Raw genomic sequence first — 17,245 nt, forward strand, 5'->3', positions numbered from 1 at the left:
GTGGGGGGGCCGCGCCCGGCGCGCGGTGCCACATGCCCGCCCCCCCCGCCCCGGCGGGTGGGCCCGGGCCCGGCGCCCGCCCACACACCGGCTACCGGAATGTCGCACACGCCGCTGAACCGAGTGCGCCGACAGGTCGAGTCTCGACTCGGCCGGGTGAACGTTTCTCGCTGATAGACCGTCAAGCGGTTGGAGATGTCGATGGTGCGCCGCTGAAGGCGCTGGTGAGGTGGTGGTAGACCGCTCGCGCGACGAAGCGCTGAGTACTCTGAGGCGTGTGCCTCCCCTCCATGAGGTAGTTCCGCGCTTGCTGGGTGATCCAGGGGCCGGTCGGGTGCCGGGTGACGTCGGCGATGTGCACGCGGCGGGTGCCGTGGTCGATGAAGAACAGCACGAACCAGCGCCGCAGGAAGACCGTGTCGATGTGGAAGAGGTCGGTGGCCACGATGGCGGAGGCCTGGGCTTTGAGGAAGACGGGCCAGGACTGGTTGGTGCGCTGGGGTGCGGGGTCGATCCCGGTCTTCCGTAGGATCTCCCAGGCGGTCGAGGTGCCGAGTTTGCGTCCCAGGCCGAGCAGTCCCGCCGTGGATCCGTCGATATCCCCACCCCGGGTTCTCCCGCGCGAGGCGCAGGACCAGCTGCCGCAGTGCTTCCGGCTTCGGTGGTCGGCCCGGACGGCGGTATGGACAGGTCCACTTCCGGGCGACCAGGCGTGCGTGCCAGCGCAGGACCGACCGTGGAGTGACCAGCAACGCCAGCCGTGGGCGCTGCTGCTTGTTCACCATCCGGAGCAGCGCTGCCATGACAGCCCGATCGCTCCAGGAAAACTGAGGTCGTGGCTGGGTGCGTCGCGCGACACCGAGCTGGTGCCGGAGCATCAAGATCTCGACGTCTTTCACCGCACTCGACCGGGCCAGCAGCGCAAGCCATCGGAAGAGCTGACACGCGAGCCGATAGATCAGACATATCGCCACGACCCAGCATGATGCCGCACAGCACTCGCCGGCTTCCTGTGCTCTGGCAGATCCGAGCCCGCCGGTCACCCCGGGTGACACAGGTTCCGGCACCCACAGGTCCCAGCGCGCCTGCTGATCCCGCCAGACCGCCTACGACCTGCAGCGACGCATTCCTGAACGGCACAGGTTCGCTCCCGACACGGCCGTGGTGATGTCACGCGTGCTGGAGGAGATCTACAACGCCGCCACGTCGGCCCGTTCCGCGGGCTTCGCGAGCGGGTAGAGCGGACACGCCCTGGGTGCGGACATCCTCATGCCAGCGACAACAGTCGGCGCAGAGCGCACGGGCTGCCCCCGCTGCGCTTGTGCAGCGCCAGCGTCGCCTCGGCATCGACGTCGGCGTCGACGTGAGTGGCCACGAGGGAGGCGACCGCCTGCTCGGAGAGGCCGCCCAGCCGCAGGGTCAACGTCCGGGCGCTGCACAGCAGATGGTTCAGCGGCGTCTGCGGTGTGCTCTCGGACTCCGGGCCTGGGTCGGCGCTGGTCACCAGGACGCCCAGCGGCACCTCGGGCAATCGGCACGTGAGCAGGTGCAGCAGGTTCAGGGAGGAGTAGTCGGCCGACTGCAGATCGTCCAGCACCAGCAGGAACGGCTTCTGCCGGGCCAGCGCTACGAGGATGACGCACACGGCGTCCTCGACGAGGAAGGGCGCCCGCAGCGGCGGTTGCACGTCCTCCTCCGCCGCGTCTGACGGCACGTCCGACAGGAGGCCGCCGAGCAGACGGCTGTACCGTGCGCTGACCGTACGGAAGGCCTCGGGGCGTGTGTGGGAGAGCTGTCGCAGTATCCGGGCCCACACCCCGTACGCCGGACCGTCCTTCCCGCGGCAGGAGACGCCGATCACTTCGTGCCCGGCCTCCCGCGCCCCACGCGTGACTTCCACCGTCAACTCGGTCTTGCCGATCCCGGATTGACCCGTCACCGCGGCCAGACCGCCCTCGCTGGAGAGGGCGGCGTCCGCCCAGGCGCCGAGTACGGCCAGCTCATAGGTGCGACCGACGAATGGCAACGATGTCAGGGCGTGGGGAACCCCAGCACTGTCGGGAACCCCGGCACTGTGCGGAACGGCGGCACCGTGCGGGACGCCGGCAGCGTGCGGAACCGCAGCCCCTGCACCCGGCTCCGCCCGCTCACGGGAGAGGGCCGACCGGGCCGTCCGCGCGCCGCACGTCACCATGTCCTTGTGGCCGCCACCCGTGGGGTGTTCGGCCTGCGGTAAGGCCGCCACGTCAGCCCGGTCCTCGCCCGCGGTCACGTCCACACGCGTGGCGGCACGGTCACCGATCGGCAGCTCCTGCCTCAGTATGGCGGCGTGGATCCGCTGGAGTTCGGCGCCGGCGTCCACACCCAGCTCCTCCGCCAGGTGCGCACGCGTCCGCTCGAACAGCCGCAGCGCGTCGGCCTGCCGGCCCAGCCGGTACAGACCGGTCATCAGATACGCGATCAGGCATTCGCGCATCGGCTGCCGCTGGGCCTCCGGATGGAGCCGCGCCACGACGGCCTCGTCCTCCCCGAGCGCGAGGGACGTCTCGGCGTGCAACTCCACGGCCGTCAACCGCGCCTGCTCCAGCCGGGCGCTCTCCTCGGCCATCGGCGCGTAGTCGACGAGCTCCAGGTAGGGGGCGCCCCGCCACAACGCCAGGGCGGCGCTGAGCCGGTCCTGCGCCACCCGGTGGTCCTGGGCCGCCATGTCGCGCCGTGCCTGGTTCACCAACCGCTCGAAACGGTGGGCGTCGACCTGGTCCGGGTCGAGGGCGAGGACGTAGCCGGGCGCCTGGTGGCGTACCAGCATCGACGGGCCTCCCGGCCTCGCGCCGAAGCTGAGCGCACGGCGCAAATGGCAGATGTACGTGTGCAGGGCGGCCGTTGGGCGCCGGGGCGGACGGTCGCCCCACAACTCCTCGATGAGCTGGGAGACGGGGACGACCTGGTTCAGCCGCACCATCAGGAGTCCCAGCAGCGCCCGATGGCGCGGGGCACCTAACGACAGCTCCCGCGTCCCGTGTAAGGCGACCATCGTCCCGAAGACCCGCATCCTCAAGCCCTGGGCGGAACGCGCACGTCGCTGCTCACTCATAACTCTCCCGCGGTGCTTCGTCGTTACGGCCGTTTGTTACCCTTCCGGCCAGGTGCTTATCCGCTCGCCCCACGTCCTTGGCTGCCATTTTGACGCTCAGCGAGAGGGTGGCCTGACAGTACGTCAGACCGGCAGGATATGGTCACACTTGTCCTGTTCTGCCTCGGTTTGGATATTTCCGCATGCCCTCTGCCCATGGGCCCACATCCACGCGCGTGTCGTTGTCCGGCTACGGGGGGTTCCTGACCGGCTGGAGCGCCACCGCGTTCGGCAGCGGTCTGGTACTGCCCCTCATGGTGGCCTACCTACGGGAGACACTCGGTGTGTCCACCTCGGGCGTCTCCCTCTACTTCGCGCTGTTCGCGCTCTCCGGGCTCGTGGTCAATCCGTTCGCCGCCTGGATCGGCCGCGTCCGGGGACCCGGCCCGACCGCGGTCGCCGCCACCGTCCTCCAGGCCGCGGGCGCGACCTGGCTCACGACGGCGGACTCGATGGTGGCCACCGTGCCCGCCGCCTGCCTGTCCGGTGCGGGCACGGGCGTTTACTATGCGGTCCAGACCCCGTTACTGACCAGGGCGTTCGGCGACGCGGCGTTCAGCCGTGTGCTGTCCGGCCAACACCGCGCGTCCGCGCTGATGATGACGGTCGGTTCGCTGCTGGGCGGCCAGGCCGTCCAGCGGCTCGGTGACGACGGCTACACCGTGTGCCTGGCGGCCAACGCCGCCAGCTACCTGGTGTACGGGGTGATGCTGGTCCGCCTCGGGCGGACACGCGCGGAGCCACGGGGCACGGTGTCCACCGCCACCGACACCGACACCGAGGCCGCCGCCGCGCCGGGCAGGCGCTCCGCCGCCCTGCGCGATCCCGTGTTCCTGCGTCTGCTGGTGCTCCAGTCGGCCCTCGTGATCTTCGGACTCGGCCAGTTCGAGTCCGTGGTGCCCGCCGTACTGCGCGACTCGCACATCTCGGTGGTGGCGATCAGCGTCGTCATCGCGTGCAACACCGCCGGAATCATCGCCTTTCAGGGGCTCGCCCTGCGCGTCGTCGAACGCGTCGGCTACACGAGTGCCCTGCGGGTGGCGATCGTGGCCTGGATGGCGGCGCTGGCCTTCCTGGCGGGCGCCCTGCTGATCCCCGCGCCGCGTGGACGACTGCTGCTGGGAGTCCTGTTCGGCCTCGTGTTCGCCGTCGGGCAGTGCCTCATCGCCCCCAGCGTCCAACCGCTCGTCACCCGGACCGCTCCGCCGGGCGCGGTGGAGGGCTATGCCGCCGCCACGTCGCTCGCGCACGGCCTCGGCATGTTCGTCGCGCCCTTGGTGCTGCTTCCCGTCGTGGAGAGCGGCGGGACCGGGAGCTATCTCTCCGTCCAACTCCTCGGCTACTGCCTGGCCCTGTACGTCCTGTGGTCATTCCGCACCCGGAGGACCACCCCGCGCGAGGACACCGTCCAGCCCGCCGACAAGGCGTGGGCGTCGCGGTGACCCAGAGCCCGTCGTGTGCGCCGAAGCGGGCGTTCAGCGGGGCGTGGTCCGCGGAGGTCCCCGTGGAGCGGAGACGGAGGTGTCGATCCGTCAACTCGTCGTAAACGTAGGCCTCGTGGGGAATGCCTGGCCGTCCCCAGGGGTAGATTGCACACCCGTGTAACGGGCCTGCTGCGCCGTCGACTCGACGATGCCGAGGCAGAGTTGGCGCATCTGCTGTCGGAACGACTTCCGGCCGTGTGGCAGGGCCGGTCTGACCCCGGGCCGTGCCGACCCGCCGCGGCCGGGACCACCGTCGACGAGCGGCTGGACCAGGTGGTCGCCGAGCTGGCGGGGCAGGCGCAGACGGTCCGTCAACAGGCTGCCATGCGCCCTCTGTTGGCGTGGTGGACCACTCGCATCGGGTGCCTGTTCCTCGGCCGGCTGTCCGACATGACGGCTGTTGCCGGCCGCCGCACCACGGTCCCGTACGGGACCATGACCCGGCCCCGAACCGGCCCGTAGGCGCTGTCACTTGTACCAGTCGATGGTCCGCGCCGGCCGTACGGTGATGCGGTGCGGTCGCTCATTGCGGAGCAGAAGGCGGTAGAGGGTCCGCTTGATGTCCGCGGCCAGCGCCGGACTCGGGTGGTCCACGTACACGTCGAGCTCGTAGCGGTGCTCGCCGTCCTCCGCGTGCACCCGGCTCGTGGACCGGCGCACGCCCGGGATGGCCTCGGCGGCAGCGCGGACCGAAGGAAGCCAGACCTTCTCGCCGTTGACGATGACGGAGTCGGAGAGCCTGCCCTGGATGTAGTGGTATCCGTCCTCGTCGATGGTGAAGAGGTCGCCGGTGGCGATGGTCCCCGGTGCGACCAGCGGACTGCTCTGGTCGTCCGGCACCCTGCGGCGGAGCACCGTGCTGGATTCCACCAGGAGTTCCTGGGAGCCGTCGGCGAGACCGGACGGCCGCAGCCGCGTACGGACTCCGTGCAGCGGAAGGCCGCTGGACGCGTACCGGCGGGGCGGCTCGCGGTGCGCCGCCAGAGTGGTGACCCGCGGGCCGGCCTCGGTGAGGCCGTACGTGAGGTAGAGCTCGAGTCCAGGTCTGGAGGCCAGCAGCCTCTGCACGTGAGCCGGTGGCAGTTGGTCTCCGCCCACGGTCAGGGTGCGCAGTGTGCCCGGCAGGGCGAGGTCCTGCTCGATGAACCGTGCGACCGCGGTCGGGGTCAGGGACGAGAGGGCGACCTGGTGGGTGCGCAGCGCCTCGACGTAGGTCCGCGGAGTGAACGGCGGACCCGTGATGACGAGGCGTGAGCCGCGGACCAGCGCGGCGAGGGCCTGCGCCACGAGAGCGTACGAGTAGTGCAGCGGAAGGTTGAGCAGCACCGTGTCGCCCTCCCGCTGGCCGACGGCGTTCGCGTGCCGTGCCGCGTTCTCCAGCAGCGAGTCGAAGGCGTGCAGGCACCCACTGGCGATACCGGAGGTGCCCGAGGTCATCAGGATGACCTCACCACGGGAGTGGTGCCGCCGTTCGCTCCACGGCAGGAGCAGCAGTTCGGCGTCCCCGAACGGGCGCGGGGGCGCCGCGCCGTAGCGCCGTGCGTCAACTCGCGGCGCGATCAGGGCACGTGCGCCGAGCCGGCGGGCCACTTCGGTGATACGGGCGGAACTCGACGCCGGTGCCAGGGGAACGGGCACGCCACCGTGGAGAAGCACCGCGAAGAAGGCCGTCAGGAGGGACGTACCGTTGGGCATGGCGATCAGGACGGGATCCCCCGCGCCCACGACCGTCCCGGCGAGGTCGTCGAGCGCGGCCGCCAGAGGTCGGGGCGGGCCATGCCCGCGCACGTCCACCGTGCTGCCGAGGAACGTCTCGATCACGTCCGCGTCCGGAAGGGAGTCCGCCGGCATGGCGCTCACCCCCGGCCTGCCGCGGCACGGCCCACATCCCCGGCGTGCGCGACGCCGACCGCGGGGGCCAGCACGGCGCAGCGCACCGAGTGTCCTTGTCCCTCGTGCCTCTGGTGGGCACAGAGCACCACGTAGGGGGCGGCACCGGAGCGCAGCCAGGAACGGGCGACCGTACGCGCGGCGGGCAGACCGTCCTCGGGTGTCATCGAGAACGTCAGGGACGATCCCTTGAAGCCGTGCAGCAGGCAGAGCAGACTCCCCGCGCTGCCCGGGCTCGCGCCCGCGAAGCGCAGCGGGGACACGCGTGGGGCGGGAAGCGAACGCGCCACCGCGTCCATGGTGTGCAGCGTGCAGTGCGCGCTCACCAGGATCACGGCGACGTCTTCGCGGCAGGCCAGGACATCGGCGGAGCACTCCGACAGCGCGTTCTCGACCGCGTCCGCGACCAGCCAGGCCAGCGGGTCGGCGTACAGGGACGGGATACGGCTGCGGACAGCCGTCAACTGCTCCCGGGAGGCGTCCCCGTGGCCCACGACGGCGACGTCCGCTGTGTCCGGCGGACAGATGGTGTACGGCCCGAAGGCCGGGAAGGCGTTCATGGTGTTCCCTCAAAGGCAAGGCAGGTGTTGAAGCCGCCGAAGCCGAGGGTCACGCTCAGCCCGAGTCGGCCGGTGAACGGGGCGGGCCGGCTTTTCGGCACCGGCAGCGGGAAGTCCGGACGGAGCGTGGTGAGGCCGTGGACCGGTGGCACCGTGCGGTCACGCAGAGCCAGCAGTACGGTGATGGCCTCGATCGCACCGGTCGCCCCGAGGGTGTGGCCGAACGCCCCCTTGGTGGCGAACACCGTAGGGGCGCCCGGCGCCTGGCCGCCGGTGCCGAACAGCCTTGTGTAACTGACGGATTCGACCGCGTCGTTCGTGGGAGTGCCGGAGCCGTGGGCGTTGACCACGTTCACGTCCGCCGCACCACGGGCCGCGCCGCGCAGTGCCTTGCTGACAGCCCGTACGACGCTGTCACCGGTCGCGTCGGGGGCCGCGGGGCTCACCGCGTCATTGGCCGAGCCGGTGCCGACGAGGAAACCGTGCGCCCGAGCCCCGCGCGTACGGGCCGACCGGCCGGATTCCAGGACGAGGAACGCCGCGCCTTCCCCCAGGATCGTGCCGTCGTTCTCGGCGTCGAAGGCGCGGAGCGAGGTGGGCGACATGGTGCCGAGCGCCGAGTGCCCGAGTCTCTTGGCCGGGGTGAGGACGTCCGCTCCGCCGCAGACACAGAGGTCCTCCGCACCGCTGCGGATGAGCTCCGCGCCGACCAGGAGGCTGTCGGAGCCGGACGAGCAGGCGGTCGTCACCGAGAGCGGGGCCTTCGCGATGCCGAGTGCCCGTACGGCATCGACGGCCCAGCGGTCGAGGGCCGGTACGCCGACCGTGTCCAGGTGCGGTCCGTAGCTGGTGCCCAGCACGGGCCGCAGGCGCGCGTCGGTGAGTTCGAGTCCGGCGTCGCGCACCGCGGCGGCCAGGGTGTCGCGGGTGAGGAGGTGCTGGCGCTCGACCGGGGTCATGGACAGCGGAGGGTCGCGGACGACCGCGGCGTCGCCGTTGCGCAACCGGTGCTCGGAGGGGACCGCGACGACACCGGTACGGCCGTGCAGCAGAGCGCTCCAGACCTCCTCCAGCCCGCATCCGAGCGCGGTCACCCACCCCATGCCCGTGACCCACACGTCCGCGTTCTCCCGTGCCGACGCGGGAGTTGACGCTGGTGCCGGACGTGAGCTGGACGTCACCACAACTGCTCACCCAGGTCCGCGATCTTGGACCGCACCAGCGTGCCCTTGAACGCCGCGACGCGATGGTCGTCCACGGTCGCGCTGCAGGAGAAGCTGAAGGTGTTGCCCCTGATGCGGTCACTCCGCACATCGAAGATCACGCGGTCGCCCGGGACCACGACGCGGGTGAAGCGCGCCTTCACCGAGCCGATGAGAGTGATCTCGTCGTCGGTGAGGCGGGAGGTGCTGAGCTGGTAGAGGATGATGCCCGACTGGGCGAACGCCTGGGTCAGATGGCTGGCGGGGAAGACGGCCCGGTCCGGGAAGTGTCCCGCGATCACGTCCATGGTCCCGGAGACCGACAGGCTGCTCCGGAGCTGGACCCCGGCCTCGTAGTCGAGGATCCGGTCCAGATACACCATCGGGTGGCGGTGGCGAAGCCAGCTCTTGAGTTCCGTGAAGCCCATGGTCCGCTTCGCCGTCGGCTCTGTCGTCTGAGCGGAATCAACCCTCTGCACGGACAGTGCACTCCTTCAGTGTGGTTCTGACGTTTTCGGGGAGCAGGGAGGGTGCGCCGGTCGAGAGGTCCACCGCGCCGAGCAGCAGGCTCCCGGACGCGCACCGCGGCACATCGCCGGGGTTCTCCCGCGAGATCTCCCCGGAGACCTGGACGCGCGCGGGCCCGACTCGTTCGACACGGGCTCTGACGCAGAGGTGGTCCAGGAAGCGGGCCGGTGCGTGATAGAGCATGCGCAGTTCCACGACGGCCAGTTCGAGGTTCGCGCGAGCCAGGGCGTCGAGCCCGGCGCCGAGGCGATCCAGATTCTCCAGCACGGCGGTTTCGAGCCAGGAGGAGTATCGGGAGAAGTGCACGACACCGGACGCGTCGGTGTCGACGTGCTCCACGCGTCGACGGACCTCCGCCCATTCCCGCGGTACGGGTGCTACGGCGGTCACGCGGATGCCTCGAGAAAGGAGCGGGAACCGGCCGACAGACGCTCCACGATCGCGTCCGCGTCCGCGAGGGTGGAGATGATGGGAGGGGCGACCCGCATGGTCGGGAAGACGTAGCGGAGGCCGCCCGAACGCCGACCCGCGCCGCCCATGAATTCGACGAACACACCGCTGCGGATCATCGTCTCGCGGAATTCGCCCAACCGGTCGGCCGCGCGTTGCGTCAGCTCGACGCCGTGCATGACGCCGGATCCTCGGCTCTCCGTGTAGAGCTCCGGGAAGACGGTGACGAGTTCCTCGTCCAGCCGCTTGGCCACGTGCTCACCCAGATCCCGTGACTTCTCCAGCATTCCCTCGGCCTGGATGTGTTCGAGGCCCGCCCGGATCACCGCGCAGGTGAGGGGGCGAAGGTCGGAGGTGGAAATGGCGCCGGTGGCCCGTACGGTCAGGTTTCGGCGGGCGATGACCATCGACGTGGACAGCGCGCCCATGCCGAGGCTCTTGCCCACCACGGAGACATCGGTCGGAATCGGCCCGTTCTCGTCGGCCATGCCGAAGAACTGGCCCGTCTTGGCAAAGGTGAGGACCTCGTCCGCCACGAGGAGGGCCCCGCTGTCCGTGCACAAGCGGGCGACTTCGCGCAGATAGCCGGCGGGCGGCACGATGATTCCGGCGTCGCCCTGAACGGGCTCGATCACCACCGCGAGTACGCGGTCACCGTGGCGGGCGAAGAATTCGCGGGCCGCGTCGAACTGCCCGAACGGGATGTGCCGGACGGTGAAGCCGTACGGCTCCGGTGCCAGGGAGGGCAGTCCGATCCGGTAGTGCTTCTTGTTCAGCAGCGGGAGCAACCCACCGGTCCAGCCGTGCCACGCCCCCTCGAAGGCGAGAACGATGTCCCGATTTCCCCGCCCTTCCGCGGGCCGTAGGCGACGGCGGTCGAAGCGGGATTCCAGCGCCAGCCGCAGCGCCATCTCCATCCCCTCCGACCCGGAATTGCGACCAGCGACGTGGTACTCGTCGGCCGGAAACTGCTCGGCCCACAACCCGTCCCCGCGGAAGAGGAGTTCGAGCAGTTTCGAGCGTTCCCACGAGTGGATCTCGTCGGTGACATAGCCCGCCTCCTCCACGGCGCGGGAGAGAGCCGCGCCGACCACCGGTGAGCCGGCCCCCAGACACGCGCTGGCATAACCACCGCTCGCATCGAGGACGTTCAGCTCCCGCCCCCGGTCGGCACCGCTCAGCTCCACGAAGCGGTGAGTCAGCCCCTTGGCGCCGAGGCTGCCGAACGGAAGCCGCGTTCCGTACTGATCCATGTGCATCGTGCGGTCGAACCAGGACTCGATCGTTTCGCTGTCATGTCCGTGAGTCATATCAGGCAGCTCGCTTCGCGGGAGGTCTTCTGCGGACGCCATAGGCTCAGGTCGTTTCGAGCTGGGTCTCACGCAGGCGGAGAACCAGGTCGGAGATGGATCGGATGCTGGTGAAGTTCTCGGGAGAGAAGTCGTCCTCGGAGATCTCGATGTCGAACTGCTGCTCGCAGATGACACGCAACTCGAGGAAGCCGAGTGAGTCGAGTGCCAGTACGTCCCGCAGGCCGTCGTCGACTCCTATCTCGGATTCGGGGATCTCGCAGAACAAGTCATTCACGATGATCGACCTGATGGCAGCCTGAATTTCCTTCATCGCGCACTCCCTTCGTAGGTCACACATAGGGCCCCTGGACGGTCAGGGCGCGTTCGGCCTCGGTGAGCCGTTCGTGGACCTGATCGGCGTGGGTGCCCTCCGCGATCACCCACCCGGCCCGGCCGAAACAGTCCTCGGGCGGAGGCTCCACCACGGCGCCGCGTTCGGGCAGCTCACCGACCTCATGGAGCCACGGCTGTGCCCTCAACTCCGGTGCCTCGGCCAGCCCTTCGAAGCGCTGCCGGCGGGCGGGGTAGAGGAACTTGATGCCGGCGGCGCGGTCCGGAGCGGGCTCGGCACGCAGCGGGCGCCCGAGAGCCGCGTCCGCCAGCAGGCCGCCGACGCTCAGACCGGTGCCGAGGTGAGCGATCACCGAGGCCAGGTCCCCGGCGGGACGCCCGTTGATCTCCATGACGCGGGGGCCGTGGGGCGTCAGCATGACGTCCAGGTTGGCGATCGTGCGGTCGATGCCGGCGGCCAGGACGGCGTCCCGGGCCAGGGTGAGGCCGGCGGCGTACTCCGCTGCCGGGAGCGCGCCCTCACCCATGATGTGCCCGGTGTCGATGGGGTACGGGTCGTGCGCCATGTACTTCCGGCCGCAGTAGACGACCTCGGCCGTTCCCCCGCTGCTCCAGACGTCGACCAGGAACTCGGTCCCCGTCAGGTACTCCTCGACGAGGACGCCGTCGCTGGCCAGGCCCATCTTGTCGACTCCCGCGGCCAGTTCGAAGAACCGGGTGAAGTCCGCCGGGTCGGCGACGCGGCCGACACCGAGGCTTCCGGACAGGCCGCGCGGCTTGACCACGACGGGGTAGCCGATGTCGGCGGCGGCCCGCAGCCCCTCGTGGACGTCGTGTACGAGGACGGACGCGGTGGGCGAGAGACCCGCGCGGTTGAGCAGCTCGCGCTGCCGGTGCTTGTCCCTGCTGATCCGCGCCGCCTCGACGGGCAGGCCGGGCAGCCCGAGCGTCGCGGCGAGTTCGGCCGCCAGGAGGATTTCCGACTCGTTGTAGGCGACGACGGCCCGCACGTCGTGGTCCCGGCACAGCCGGCGGGCCTGCTCCACGGGGAACGGCGTGTCCCAAGGGTCGTACACCTCCGTGCCCTTGAGCCAGGTCTTCTGCCAGGTCGGTGCCACGGTGTCGAGGAGGACCACGTCAGCGGCGGCGGCCAGATGGGACAGTAGGTGTCCCTGACGGAGGCGGGAACCGGATCCGACCAGAAGGAGGGTGGACGAGGTCGCGGGTGGTTCGGACGGAGGCAGCTTCAAGGCGCGAACTCCTTGCCGAGGGCGGGACGGTGTCCGGGCGTTTCCACGGTGAGATGTGTCTCGATGACGTCGCAAAGCGGCCGAGGATCCCCCACATCTCAAAGGAATAAGCGGCGATGGGATTCAGGGCCAGGGAAACAGATTCCGTCGCCATGGTCGACGGCCTGGTCGATCCGTGCGTGGTGCCAGTCCCGGAAGTCTCCACCATGCTCCTTACGGTTGTCTTGTCCGCGGGCTTGTCCAACTCCTTACGAGGTTCTTGCGGCCGGCTTGATTCCCGCGGCCGCTGCTGTTCTACCGGCCGCTCACGTAAACGCCGGGAAGCTGACTGCGGGACCCCTGCAAGGAGTTGGACAAGGTGGTGAACAAGGAGTTGGACAAGCCGACGGACAAGACGGCCGTAAGACGCGTCGTGGAGACTTCAGTAATTCAGCGCGACGCAGTGTGCTGCGGAAGTGATGGCGTGAGGGGAATGGCGAATGAGGGCGTTCACCGACCGTTGGGTCGACAAGTTCTCCACCACCTACTCGGACGAACCGTTGGCCCACTTGTCCTGGTTCACCGCCTCGCCGGGGATCGTCGACGGGGTGATCAAGCGGGGTGACCGCGTCGTCGACTTCGGCTGCGTGGCCTGGTGGCGAGCGACGAAGGAGTACGGCCGGCCCGGCACGCGCTGATCCGTCTTGCGGTCACCGCGCCCGTAGACGTGGCAGAACAACCGGTCCTCGCTGGTCGGCGCGTCAGGGCGGAGCCAATTGCTCACGTCCACGGCCAGCACGATCCGTCCGTCGGCCGCCCGGTACCGCCTTGCGGGGAGTCGACGGGATCCTGCGCCACCGCAACGACACGGCGAGGACCCGAGGAGACTTCATGCCGGAACGCACCCCGGTCCTGCGTCGATCCCGGAGGAGCGTGAACCATGACCCACGACTTACGCTTCGAGATCCTCGGTCCACCCCGCCTCGTGGTCGACGGTCGCCCCCACGCGATCCGGTCGCGAAATCTGTCAGTGATCCTGACCACCCTGCTGGTCCGGAGCGGCCGCGTGGTCAGCGTCGAGGAGTTGATCGGCGAGGTGTGGCACCAGCCGCCACGGCGGGCCCGGGATGCCATCTATGTCTACATCTCCAAGCTGAGGGACCAGATCGGGAATGGGGTCGTCGACAGCCAGTTCCCCGGCTACACCATGCTTGTCCGCGGTCAGCAGCTGGACGTGCAGCTGTTCGGCCGGTATTGGGCCGACGGCCATCTCAGCATGGCTAACGGTGATCACGAGGGGGCGGCGCGGGCGTGGCGCAACGCGCTCGCCCTGCACCGGGGCAGCCTGGTGGAAGGCGTGTATTCGGGACCGATCCTCAGCTCGTTCGATTCATGGCTGCGCCAGTCGCGCACCGATTGCGTGGAACTCACCGCATGGGCACAGCTCAGCGCCGGCCTATACCACGAGGCAATCGGCTTCCTCACTCAGCAAGTGCCGCGGAATCCGCTCAACGAGATCCTGCACCAGCAGCTGATGCTGGCGTTTCTCCTGGCTCGTCATCGTGCCCAGGCGATACGGGTGTTCGGCAACGCCCGTCGGACGTTCTCGGACAGGCTCGGTCTGGAGCCCGGTGGCGACCTGGTGAAGGTGCACGACATCGTGCGGTCCGACGACGTCGGCCGGGCCAAGCGGGCCATCTCGAGCGCCGTCGCCTCGCGACTGAGCTCGCACCGGTCGCCGGTGGAGTCCTGACATCGGACGTGCGGAAAGCGCAGCCGGGCTCCCCGCACCGCCTAGGTCCTGTCTGGAGTTCGGATCGGGAGTTCGGTAGATCGCCTGCGTCACGTTCGATGACCCAGCGTGCTGAGCAGCCGGCCCGGCGGCGGGCGGGCGCCGGAAGTACCGCACGAGGCCAGTCACGTCTTCCCGGTACCGGGACGACGTGACACCGCGCGGCGGGGCGGAGAGCGCTGCGGCGGCCAGGTCCGGGTCGACCGTCGGCACGAGCGCGGGGTCCTTCGGATGGGGGCGCAGCAGGCCCAGTTCAGCACCCCCAGAAGGCCCAGAACCACACCGTCCACACCACCGTCGAACCACACCACCGTCGAATTCTTCGCCCACCGCCTCAATACCCGCTCACGGCGCTAACGCAACGGTGTTGGCCCGGACCGCGACCCGGCGGCATCAGACCACGGGCGAGGCGCCGCCATCCATATTGATCGCCGTCCCGGTGGTGAAGCCCGCATGATCCGAGCACAGAAAGCAGGCCATGGCGGCGAACTCCTCGGCCTTGCCCATGCGGCCGACCGGGATATTGGCGCCGACCTTGGCAACATAGTCCTCGAATGAAACGTTCGTGCCCTCGGCCCTGTAACGACGCGCGATCTGATCCGACACGATCTGGCCGACAAGCATGCCGTTGACCAGGATGCCATGCGGGGCGCCCTCACTGGCGAGGACCTTCATCAGCGCCATGCCGGCCGCGCGCGACACCACCGTGGGGGCACCATTGGCCTGCGGTGTCTTGGCCCCGGTGTTGAGCACGTTGATGATCCGGCCCCATTGGCGTTGCTTCATGCCCGGCCAGACAAGCCGGGTAAGGCGGATCGCCGCGAAAAACTTCAGATCCAGGTCTTCCTGCCAGATGTCATCGGTAATCTGGTCCGACGGCATGGACCGGGTCTGGCCGGCATTGTTGATCAGGATGTCGACCTGCCCGAACGCGCCGACGACCGCATCATAGGCATTCTGGATGTCGGCGGCCTTGGAAACGTCGCAGCTGAAGGTTTCGACCCGTCCCTGGGCACCGGCCGATGCAACAGCCTTGGCTTCGGCCAGCGTATCGGGATTGCGGGCCAGGATCGCCACATTGGCGCCGGAGGCGGCAAATTCCGTGGCCATCGCGAGCCCAAGGCCCTTGCTGGCACCTGTGATGATGGCGCTGCGGCCGTCCAGACGGACATCCATCGGTTTCCTCCCGTGCTGTGGTGAGGTGGCCAGTGGGGGGCAGGGAAACGCTGTCTGCCGACGACCTCGTCGTCCATGACGAGGTCGCTCGTCGACCCGCGTTCCTCGCCGGGTTGCTCGAACGTGCCCATGGCGTCCTTGGCGACGCCGACGCTCGGGATGCCGGTGTGCACGCCGCGATGGCACGCCAGGCCGAACCGGCGTAGGTGCGCGAGGCATTGACCGTCCGCAACCAACAGGTCCGGCACGGCGACGGCGTCGTCAACCGTTCTGGGCCACTCCAAGGGCGACAGTGTGCCGTGACGCGTCGCAGTGGGCGGCAAGGAGGTCGTCGCCGAAGTCACCCGAATGGCGACGCCAGACGGTGTGGATGTGGTTGGCCTCGTTGAATGTGTTGTCGTACTCGATGAGCAGTTCCGGGCCCTGGACGCGGTAGTAGTGGCCTTCGCCGCGACGCAGCGAGCCCTCCCACGAGAAGTGCAGGCGTTCCTGGTCGATCTGCGCGAACTCCTTGTCAGCGAGTTCGTGCCTGAGCCGGTCGAGGTAGAGGCGGACGATGTCGACCAGTAGCTCGCCGGCGGGCTTGCCGAGTTGCGCCGGTGTCACGCCGACCGGCTCTGATGGGTTGATGCGCGGGGAGTCGCTGCTGCGGATGTCGTGTGGCGTGAGGTCCGACACGACGGCGAGGCGGCGGGCGGTCGGGTCCATGCGGTCGAGGAGTTCGCGGGCGAGTTCTTCTTCGAGCGGCAACGGTTGGCCGACGACGCGGCCGCGGTAGGTGACGCGGGCCGGGTTCGCGCCGAGGAAGAACGGTGTCGCCGAGACGCCGCCGTCGGCGACGACGACGTTCACCGACAGGTGGTGGCCTTCGATTCGCCATCCCCACGGTTCGTCGCCGTCCGGGGTGCCGAAGAGGATGGTCCAGTAGTCGCCGCTGTGACGGTCGCGGTGCCCGCCCTCTCGGTGGTCGAGGACGTCTTCCAGCGCCATGACCGCCGCGGCCTGCGCGTAGGCGTGCGGGCTGAGCACTGCCGTGAGCATGCCGTGCACCGCCTTGCGCTGGTCTCGCCGGAGATCGCCGAGCACCAGGCCAGGTCGTGTGCCGGGTGCATACCCCCAGCGGTGCCTGAGATCGTCGTCGGTGACCGAGCGAATCGCGTGTTCGCGTTGGTCAGCGTCCAGCAAACCAATAAACCGGAGCGTGGCGTCGGTGACGTCGTGCAGCATGTTTCGAACTCCCATTCACTCGCTTCCAGCTGCGGATCGAGGCCGAAGAGTCGGGCTTGGGCCAGGCGTACGAGCAGCACCGGATGCGCCCCGCCCCGGTACAGGGCGGCCACGTCGCCCCGCAGTAGTTCGTCCGCCTCTTCCGCGGACAGCGGGCGGCGGGTGAGTTTCGGTCGTGGATCCGTGCGCAGGGCCTCCGCCGTCGCCGGTGCGTGGGTCACGTCGTAGCACCGGCGGTCGATCGCGTGCACGGTCATGCGCCGCTCCGTCCGGCAGCGTGAGGTCCCCAGGCCGCGAATGCGTGGCCCTCGCCGTCCCGGTGGTCCATCAAGCACGCTGGGCAGGCCGCCGGCCGTCTCGGCGGCGGCGATCCACGTCAGGACCTCCCCGGCGACGGTCCGAGCCTCCTCGATCCGGCTCGCGGTGGCCGCGCCGACCAGGCTGTTCAGCCCTCCGCGGCACAGCCGGCCGGCGACCGTACCGGCCCAGTCCGGCCGCAGAACGCACGCGGGGCCGCCATGCCGTTCAGGTAGACCGGGACGATGGGCAGCTTCCGCCGTCGGCTGAGGAAGTGCGGCGGCACCACTATCGAGTGGTCCACGGTGTGGTCCCGCAGCGCCACGGGGTCGAAGCCCTGCCGGACGAGCCCGTTCAGCATGGTCAACCCCGTGTGGTGGTCCACGGCGCACCGGCCGGGTGTCACCCCTGGCACGTCGTCGTTGGGGCCGCACGCACTCGCGCCCGTCCCGACGGCGAACGTCGGCCACAGGTCGGGGTGAAGGTGTTGATGTGGTCGCAGGTGAGGGACACGAGGACGTCAGAGCCTGTGTCATATTCCCGGTCGGATCAGCGTGCGGCGTCAGGGGGCACCTCCCAGCGGTAGCTGGGGGAGCGTGCGATCGCAAGGCGCCGGAGCGCCCTCGTGGCGGAG

The 17,245-nt window shown here is 69.5% G+C and carries 17 protein-coding genes and 2 pseudogenes; 4 read left to right on the forward strand and 15 right to left on the reverse strand.

All coding sequences use genetic code 11. The features are described 5' to 3' along the window. Positions 1 to 181 precede the first annotated feature (181 nt). Positions 182 to 445 carry a hypothetical protein gene (locus ACFXB5_RS18775; protein WP_385208947.1) on the reverse strand — a complete coding sequence of 88 codons (264 nt, stop codon included), beginning with the start codon at positions 443 to 445 and terminating at the stop codon, positions 182 to 184. 271 nt (positions 446 to 716) lie between these two features. Between ACFXB5_RS18775 and ACFXB5_RS18780 the strand changes: the two genes are divergently transcribed. Beyond that, positions 717 to 986 (forward strand): hypothetical protein, encoded by a 270-nt coding sequence (locus tag ACFXB5_RS18780; protein ID WP_385208949.1) that lies wholly within the window; start codon positions 717 to 719, stop codon positions 984 to 986. Positions 987 to 1,267: 281 nt separating this feature from the next. Here the strand turns inward: ACFXB5_RS18780 and ACFXB5_RS18785 are convergent, their stop codons facing one another. Continuing rightward, entirely contained in the window at positions 1,268 to 3,094 is a 1,827-nt protein-coding gene (locus ACFXB5_RS18785) for a BTAD domain-containing putative transcriptional regulator (RefSeq protein WP_385208952.1), read from the reverse strand. 215 nt (positions 3,095 to 3,309) lie between these two features. On the opposite strand from ACFXB5_RS18785, the gene ACFXB5_RS18790 reads away from it, so the two are divergent. Both ACFXB5_RS18790 and ACFXB5_RS18795 read left to right on the forward strand, forming a co-directional pair. Next, positions 3,310 to 4,575: an MFS transporter gene (locus tag ACFXB5_RS18790; RefSeq protein WP_385208955.1), complete on the forward strand. Its 1,266-nt coding sequence runs from the start codon at positions 3,310 to 3,312 to the stop codon at positions 4,573 to 4,575. A gap of 147 nt (positions 4,576 to 4,722) precedes the next feature. Then, positions 4,723 to 5,079 (forward strand): hypothetical protein, encoded by a 357-nt coding sequence (locus tag ACFXB5_RS18795; RefSeq protein WP_385208958.1) that lies wholly within the window; start codon positions 4,723 to 4,725, stop codon positions 5,077 to 5,079. Positions 5,080 to 5,085: 6 nt separating this feature from the next. On the opposite strand, the gene ACFXB5_RS18800 is transcribed toward ACFXB5_RS18795, so the two are convergent. The 9 genes and pseudogenes from ACFXB5_RS18800 to ACFXB5_RS18840 all read right to left on the reverse strand — a co-directional run. Then, positions 5,086 to 6,468 (reverse strand): class I adenylate-forming enzyme family protein, encoded by a 1,383-nt coding sequence (locus tag ACFXB5_RS18800; RefSeq protein ID WP_385208961.1) that lies wholly within the window; start codon positions 6,466 to 6,468, stop codon positions 5,086 to 5,088. Positions 6,469 to 6,473: 5 nt separating this feature from the next. Beyond that, on the reverse strand, positions 6,474 to 7,067 hold the full coding sequence (locus tag ACFXB5_RS18805) for a coronafacic acid synthetase (protein WP_385208964.1): 594 nt from the start codon (positions 7,065 to 7,067) through the stop codon (positions 6,474 to 6,476). Next, a complete protein-coding gene (locus tag ACFXB5_RS18810) occupies positions 7,064 to 8,170 on the reverse strand; it encodes a beta-ketoacyl synthase N-terminal-like domain-containing protein (RefSeq protein ID WP_385208966.1) in 1,107 nt (368 codons plus the stop codon). Before ACFXB5_RS18810 ends, ACFXB5_RS18805 begins: the two co-directional genes overlap by 4 nt. 74 nt (positions 8,171 to 8,244) lie before the next feature. Next, entirely contained in the window at positions 8,245 to 8,748 is a 504-nt protein-coding gene (locus tag ACFXB5_RS18815; RefSeq protein ID WP_385208969.1) for a 3-hydroxyacyl-ACP dehydratase FabZ family protein, read from the reverse strand. Continuing rightward, positions 8,735 to 9,187 carry an acyl-CoA thioesterase gene (locus ACFXB5_RS18820; protein ID WP_385208972.1) on the reverse strand — a complete coding sequence of 151 codons (453 nt, stop codon included), beginning with the start codon at positions 9,185 to 9,187 and terminating at the stop codon, positions 8,735 to 8,737. The genes ACFXB5_RS18815 and ACFXB5_RS18820 overlap by 14 nt, the downstream gene beginning before the upstream one ends. Continuing rightward, a complete protein-coding gene (locus ACFXB5_RS18825; RefSeq protein ID WP_385208975.1) occupies positions 9,184 to 10,557 on the reverse strand; it encodes an aminotransferase class III-fold pyridoxal phosphate-dependent enzyme in 1,374 nt (457 codons plus the stop codon). Before ACFXB5_RS18825 ends, ACFXB5_RS18820 begins: the two co-directional genes overlap by 4 nt. Positions 10,558 to 10,603: 46 nt before the next feature. Continuing rightward, positions 10,604 to 10,870, reverse strand: coding sequence for an acyl carrier protein (locus ACFXB5_RS18830; RefSeq protein ID WP_385208977.1), 267 nt, complete (start codon positions 10,868 to 10,870; stop codon positions 10,604 to 10,606). Between the two features lie 19 nt (positions 10,871 to 10,889). Continuing rightward, entirely contained in the window at positions 10,890 to 12,140 is a 1,251-nt protein-coding gene (locus ACFXB5_RS18835) for an ATP-grasp domain-containing protein (RefSeq protein ID WP_385208980.1), read from the reverse strand. Positions 12,141 to 12,663: 523 nt separating this feature from the next. Further along, positions 12,664 to 12,939 (reverse strand): annotated as a pseudogene (locus ACFXB5_RS18840) (transposase); the annotation flags it as partial. A 210-nt stretch (positions 12,940 to 13,149) separates the two neighbouring features. On the opposite strand from ACFXB5_RS18840, the gene ACFXB5_RS18845 reads away from it, so the two are divergent. Further along, complete coding sequence (locus ACFXB5_RS18845) at positions 13,150 to 13,872, forward strand: BTAD domain-containing putative transcriptional regulator (RefSeq protein WP_385208983.1); 723 nt, start codon at positions 13,150 to 13,152, stop codon at positions 13,870 to 13,872. 432 nt (positions 13,873 to 14,304) lie between these two features. On the opposite strand, the gene ACFXB5_RS18850 is transcribed toward ACFXB5_RS18845, so the two are convergent. From ACFXB5_RS18850 to ACFXB5_RS18865, 4 genes and pseudogenes are all read right to left on the reverse strand, one after another. Beyond that, complete coding sequence (locus ACFXB5_RS18850; protein WP_385208985.1) at positions 14,305 to 15,087, reverse strand: SDR family oxidoreductase; 783 nt, start codon at positions 15,085 to 15,087, stop codon at positions 14,305 to 14,307. Between the two features lie 113 nt (positions 15,088 to 15,200). Next, a pseudogene (locus tag ACFXB5_RS18855) lies at positions 15,201 to 15,431 on the reverse strand (endonuclease V); the annotation flags it as partial. Beyond that, positions 15,349 to 16,314 carry a DUF3500 domain-containing protein gene (locus ACFXB5_RS18860; RefSeq protein WP_385208988.1) on the reverse strand — a complete coding sequence of 322 codons (966 nt, stop codon included), beginning with the start codon at positions 16,312 to 16,314 and terminating at the stop codon, positions 15,349 to 15,351. The pseudogene ACFXB5_RS18855 and the gene ACFXB5_RS18860, both read right to left, overlap by 83 nt. 445 nt (positions 16,315 to 16,759) lie before the next feature. After that, positions 16,760 to 16,978 (reverse strand): hypothetical protein, encoded by a 219-nt coding sequence (locus tag ACFXB5_RS18865; RefSeq protein ID WP_385208990.1) that lies wholly within the window; start codon positions 16,976 to 16,978, stop codon positions 16,760 to 16,762. Between the last annotated feature and the right edge of the window lie 267 nt (positions 16,979 to 17,245).

The sequence above is a fragment of the Streptomyces sp. NPDC059455 genome (assembly GCF_042750115.1).
Classification (GTDB): domain Bacteria; phylum Actinomycetota; class Actinomycetes; order Streptomycetales; family Streptomycetaceae; genus Streptomyces; species Streptomyces endocoffeicus.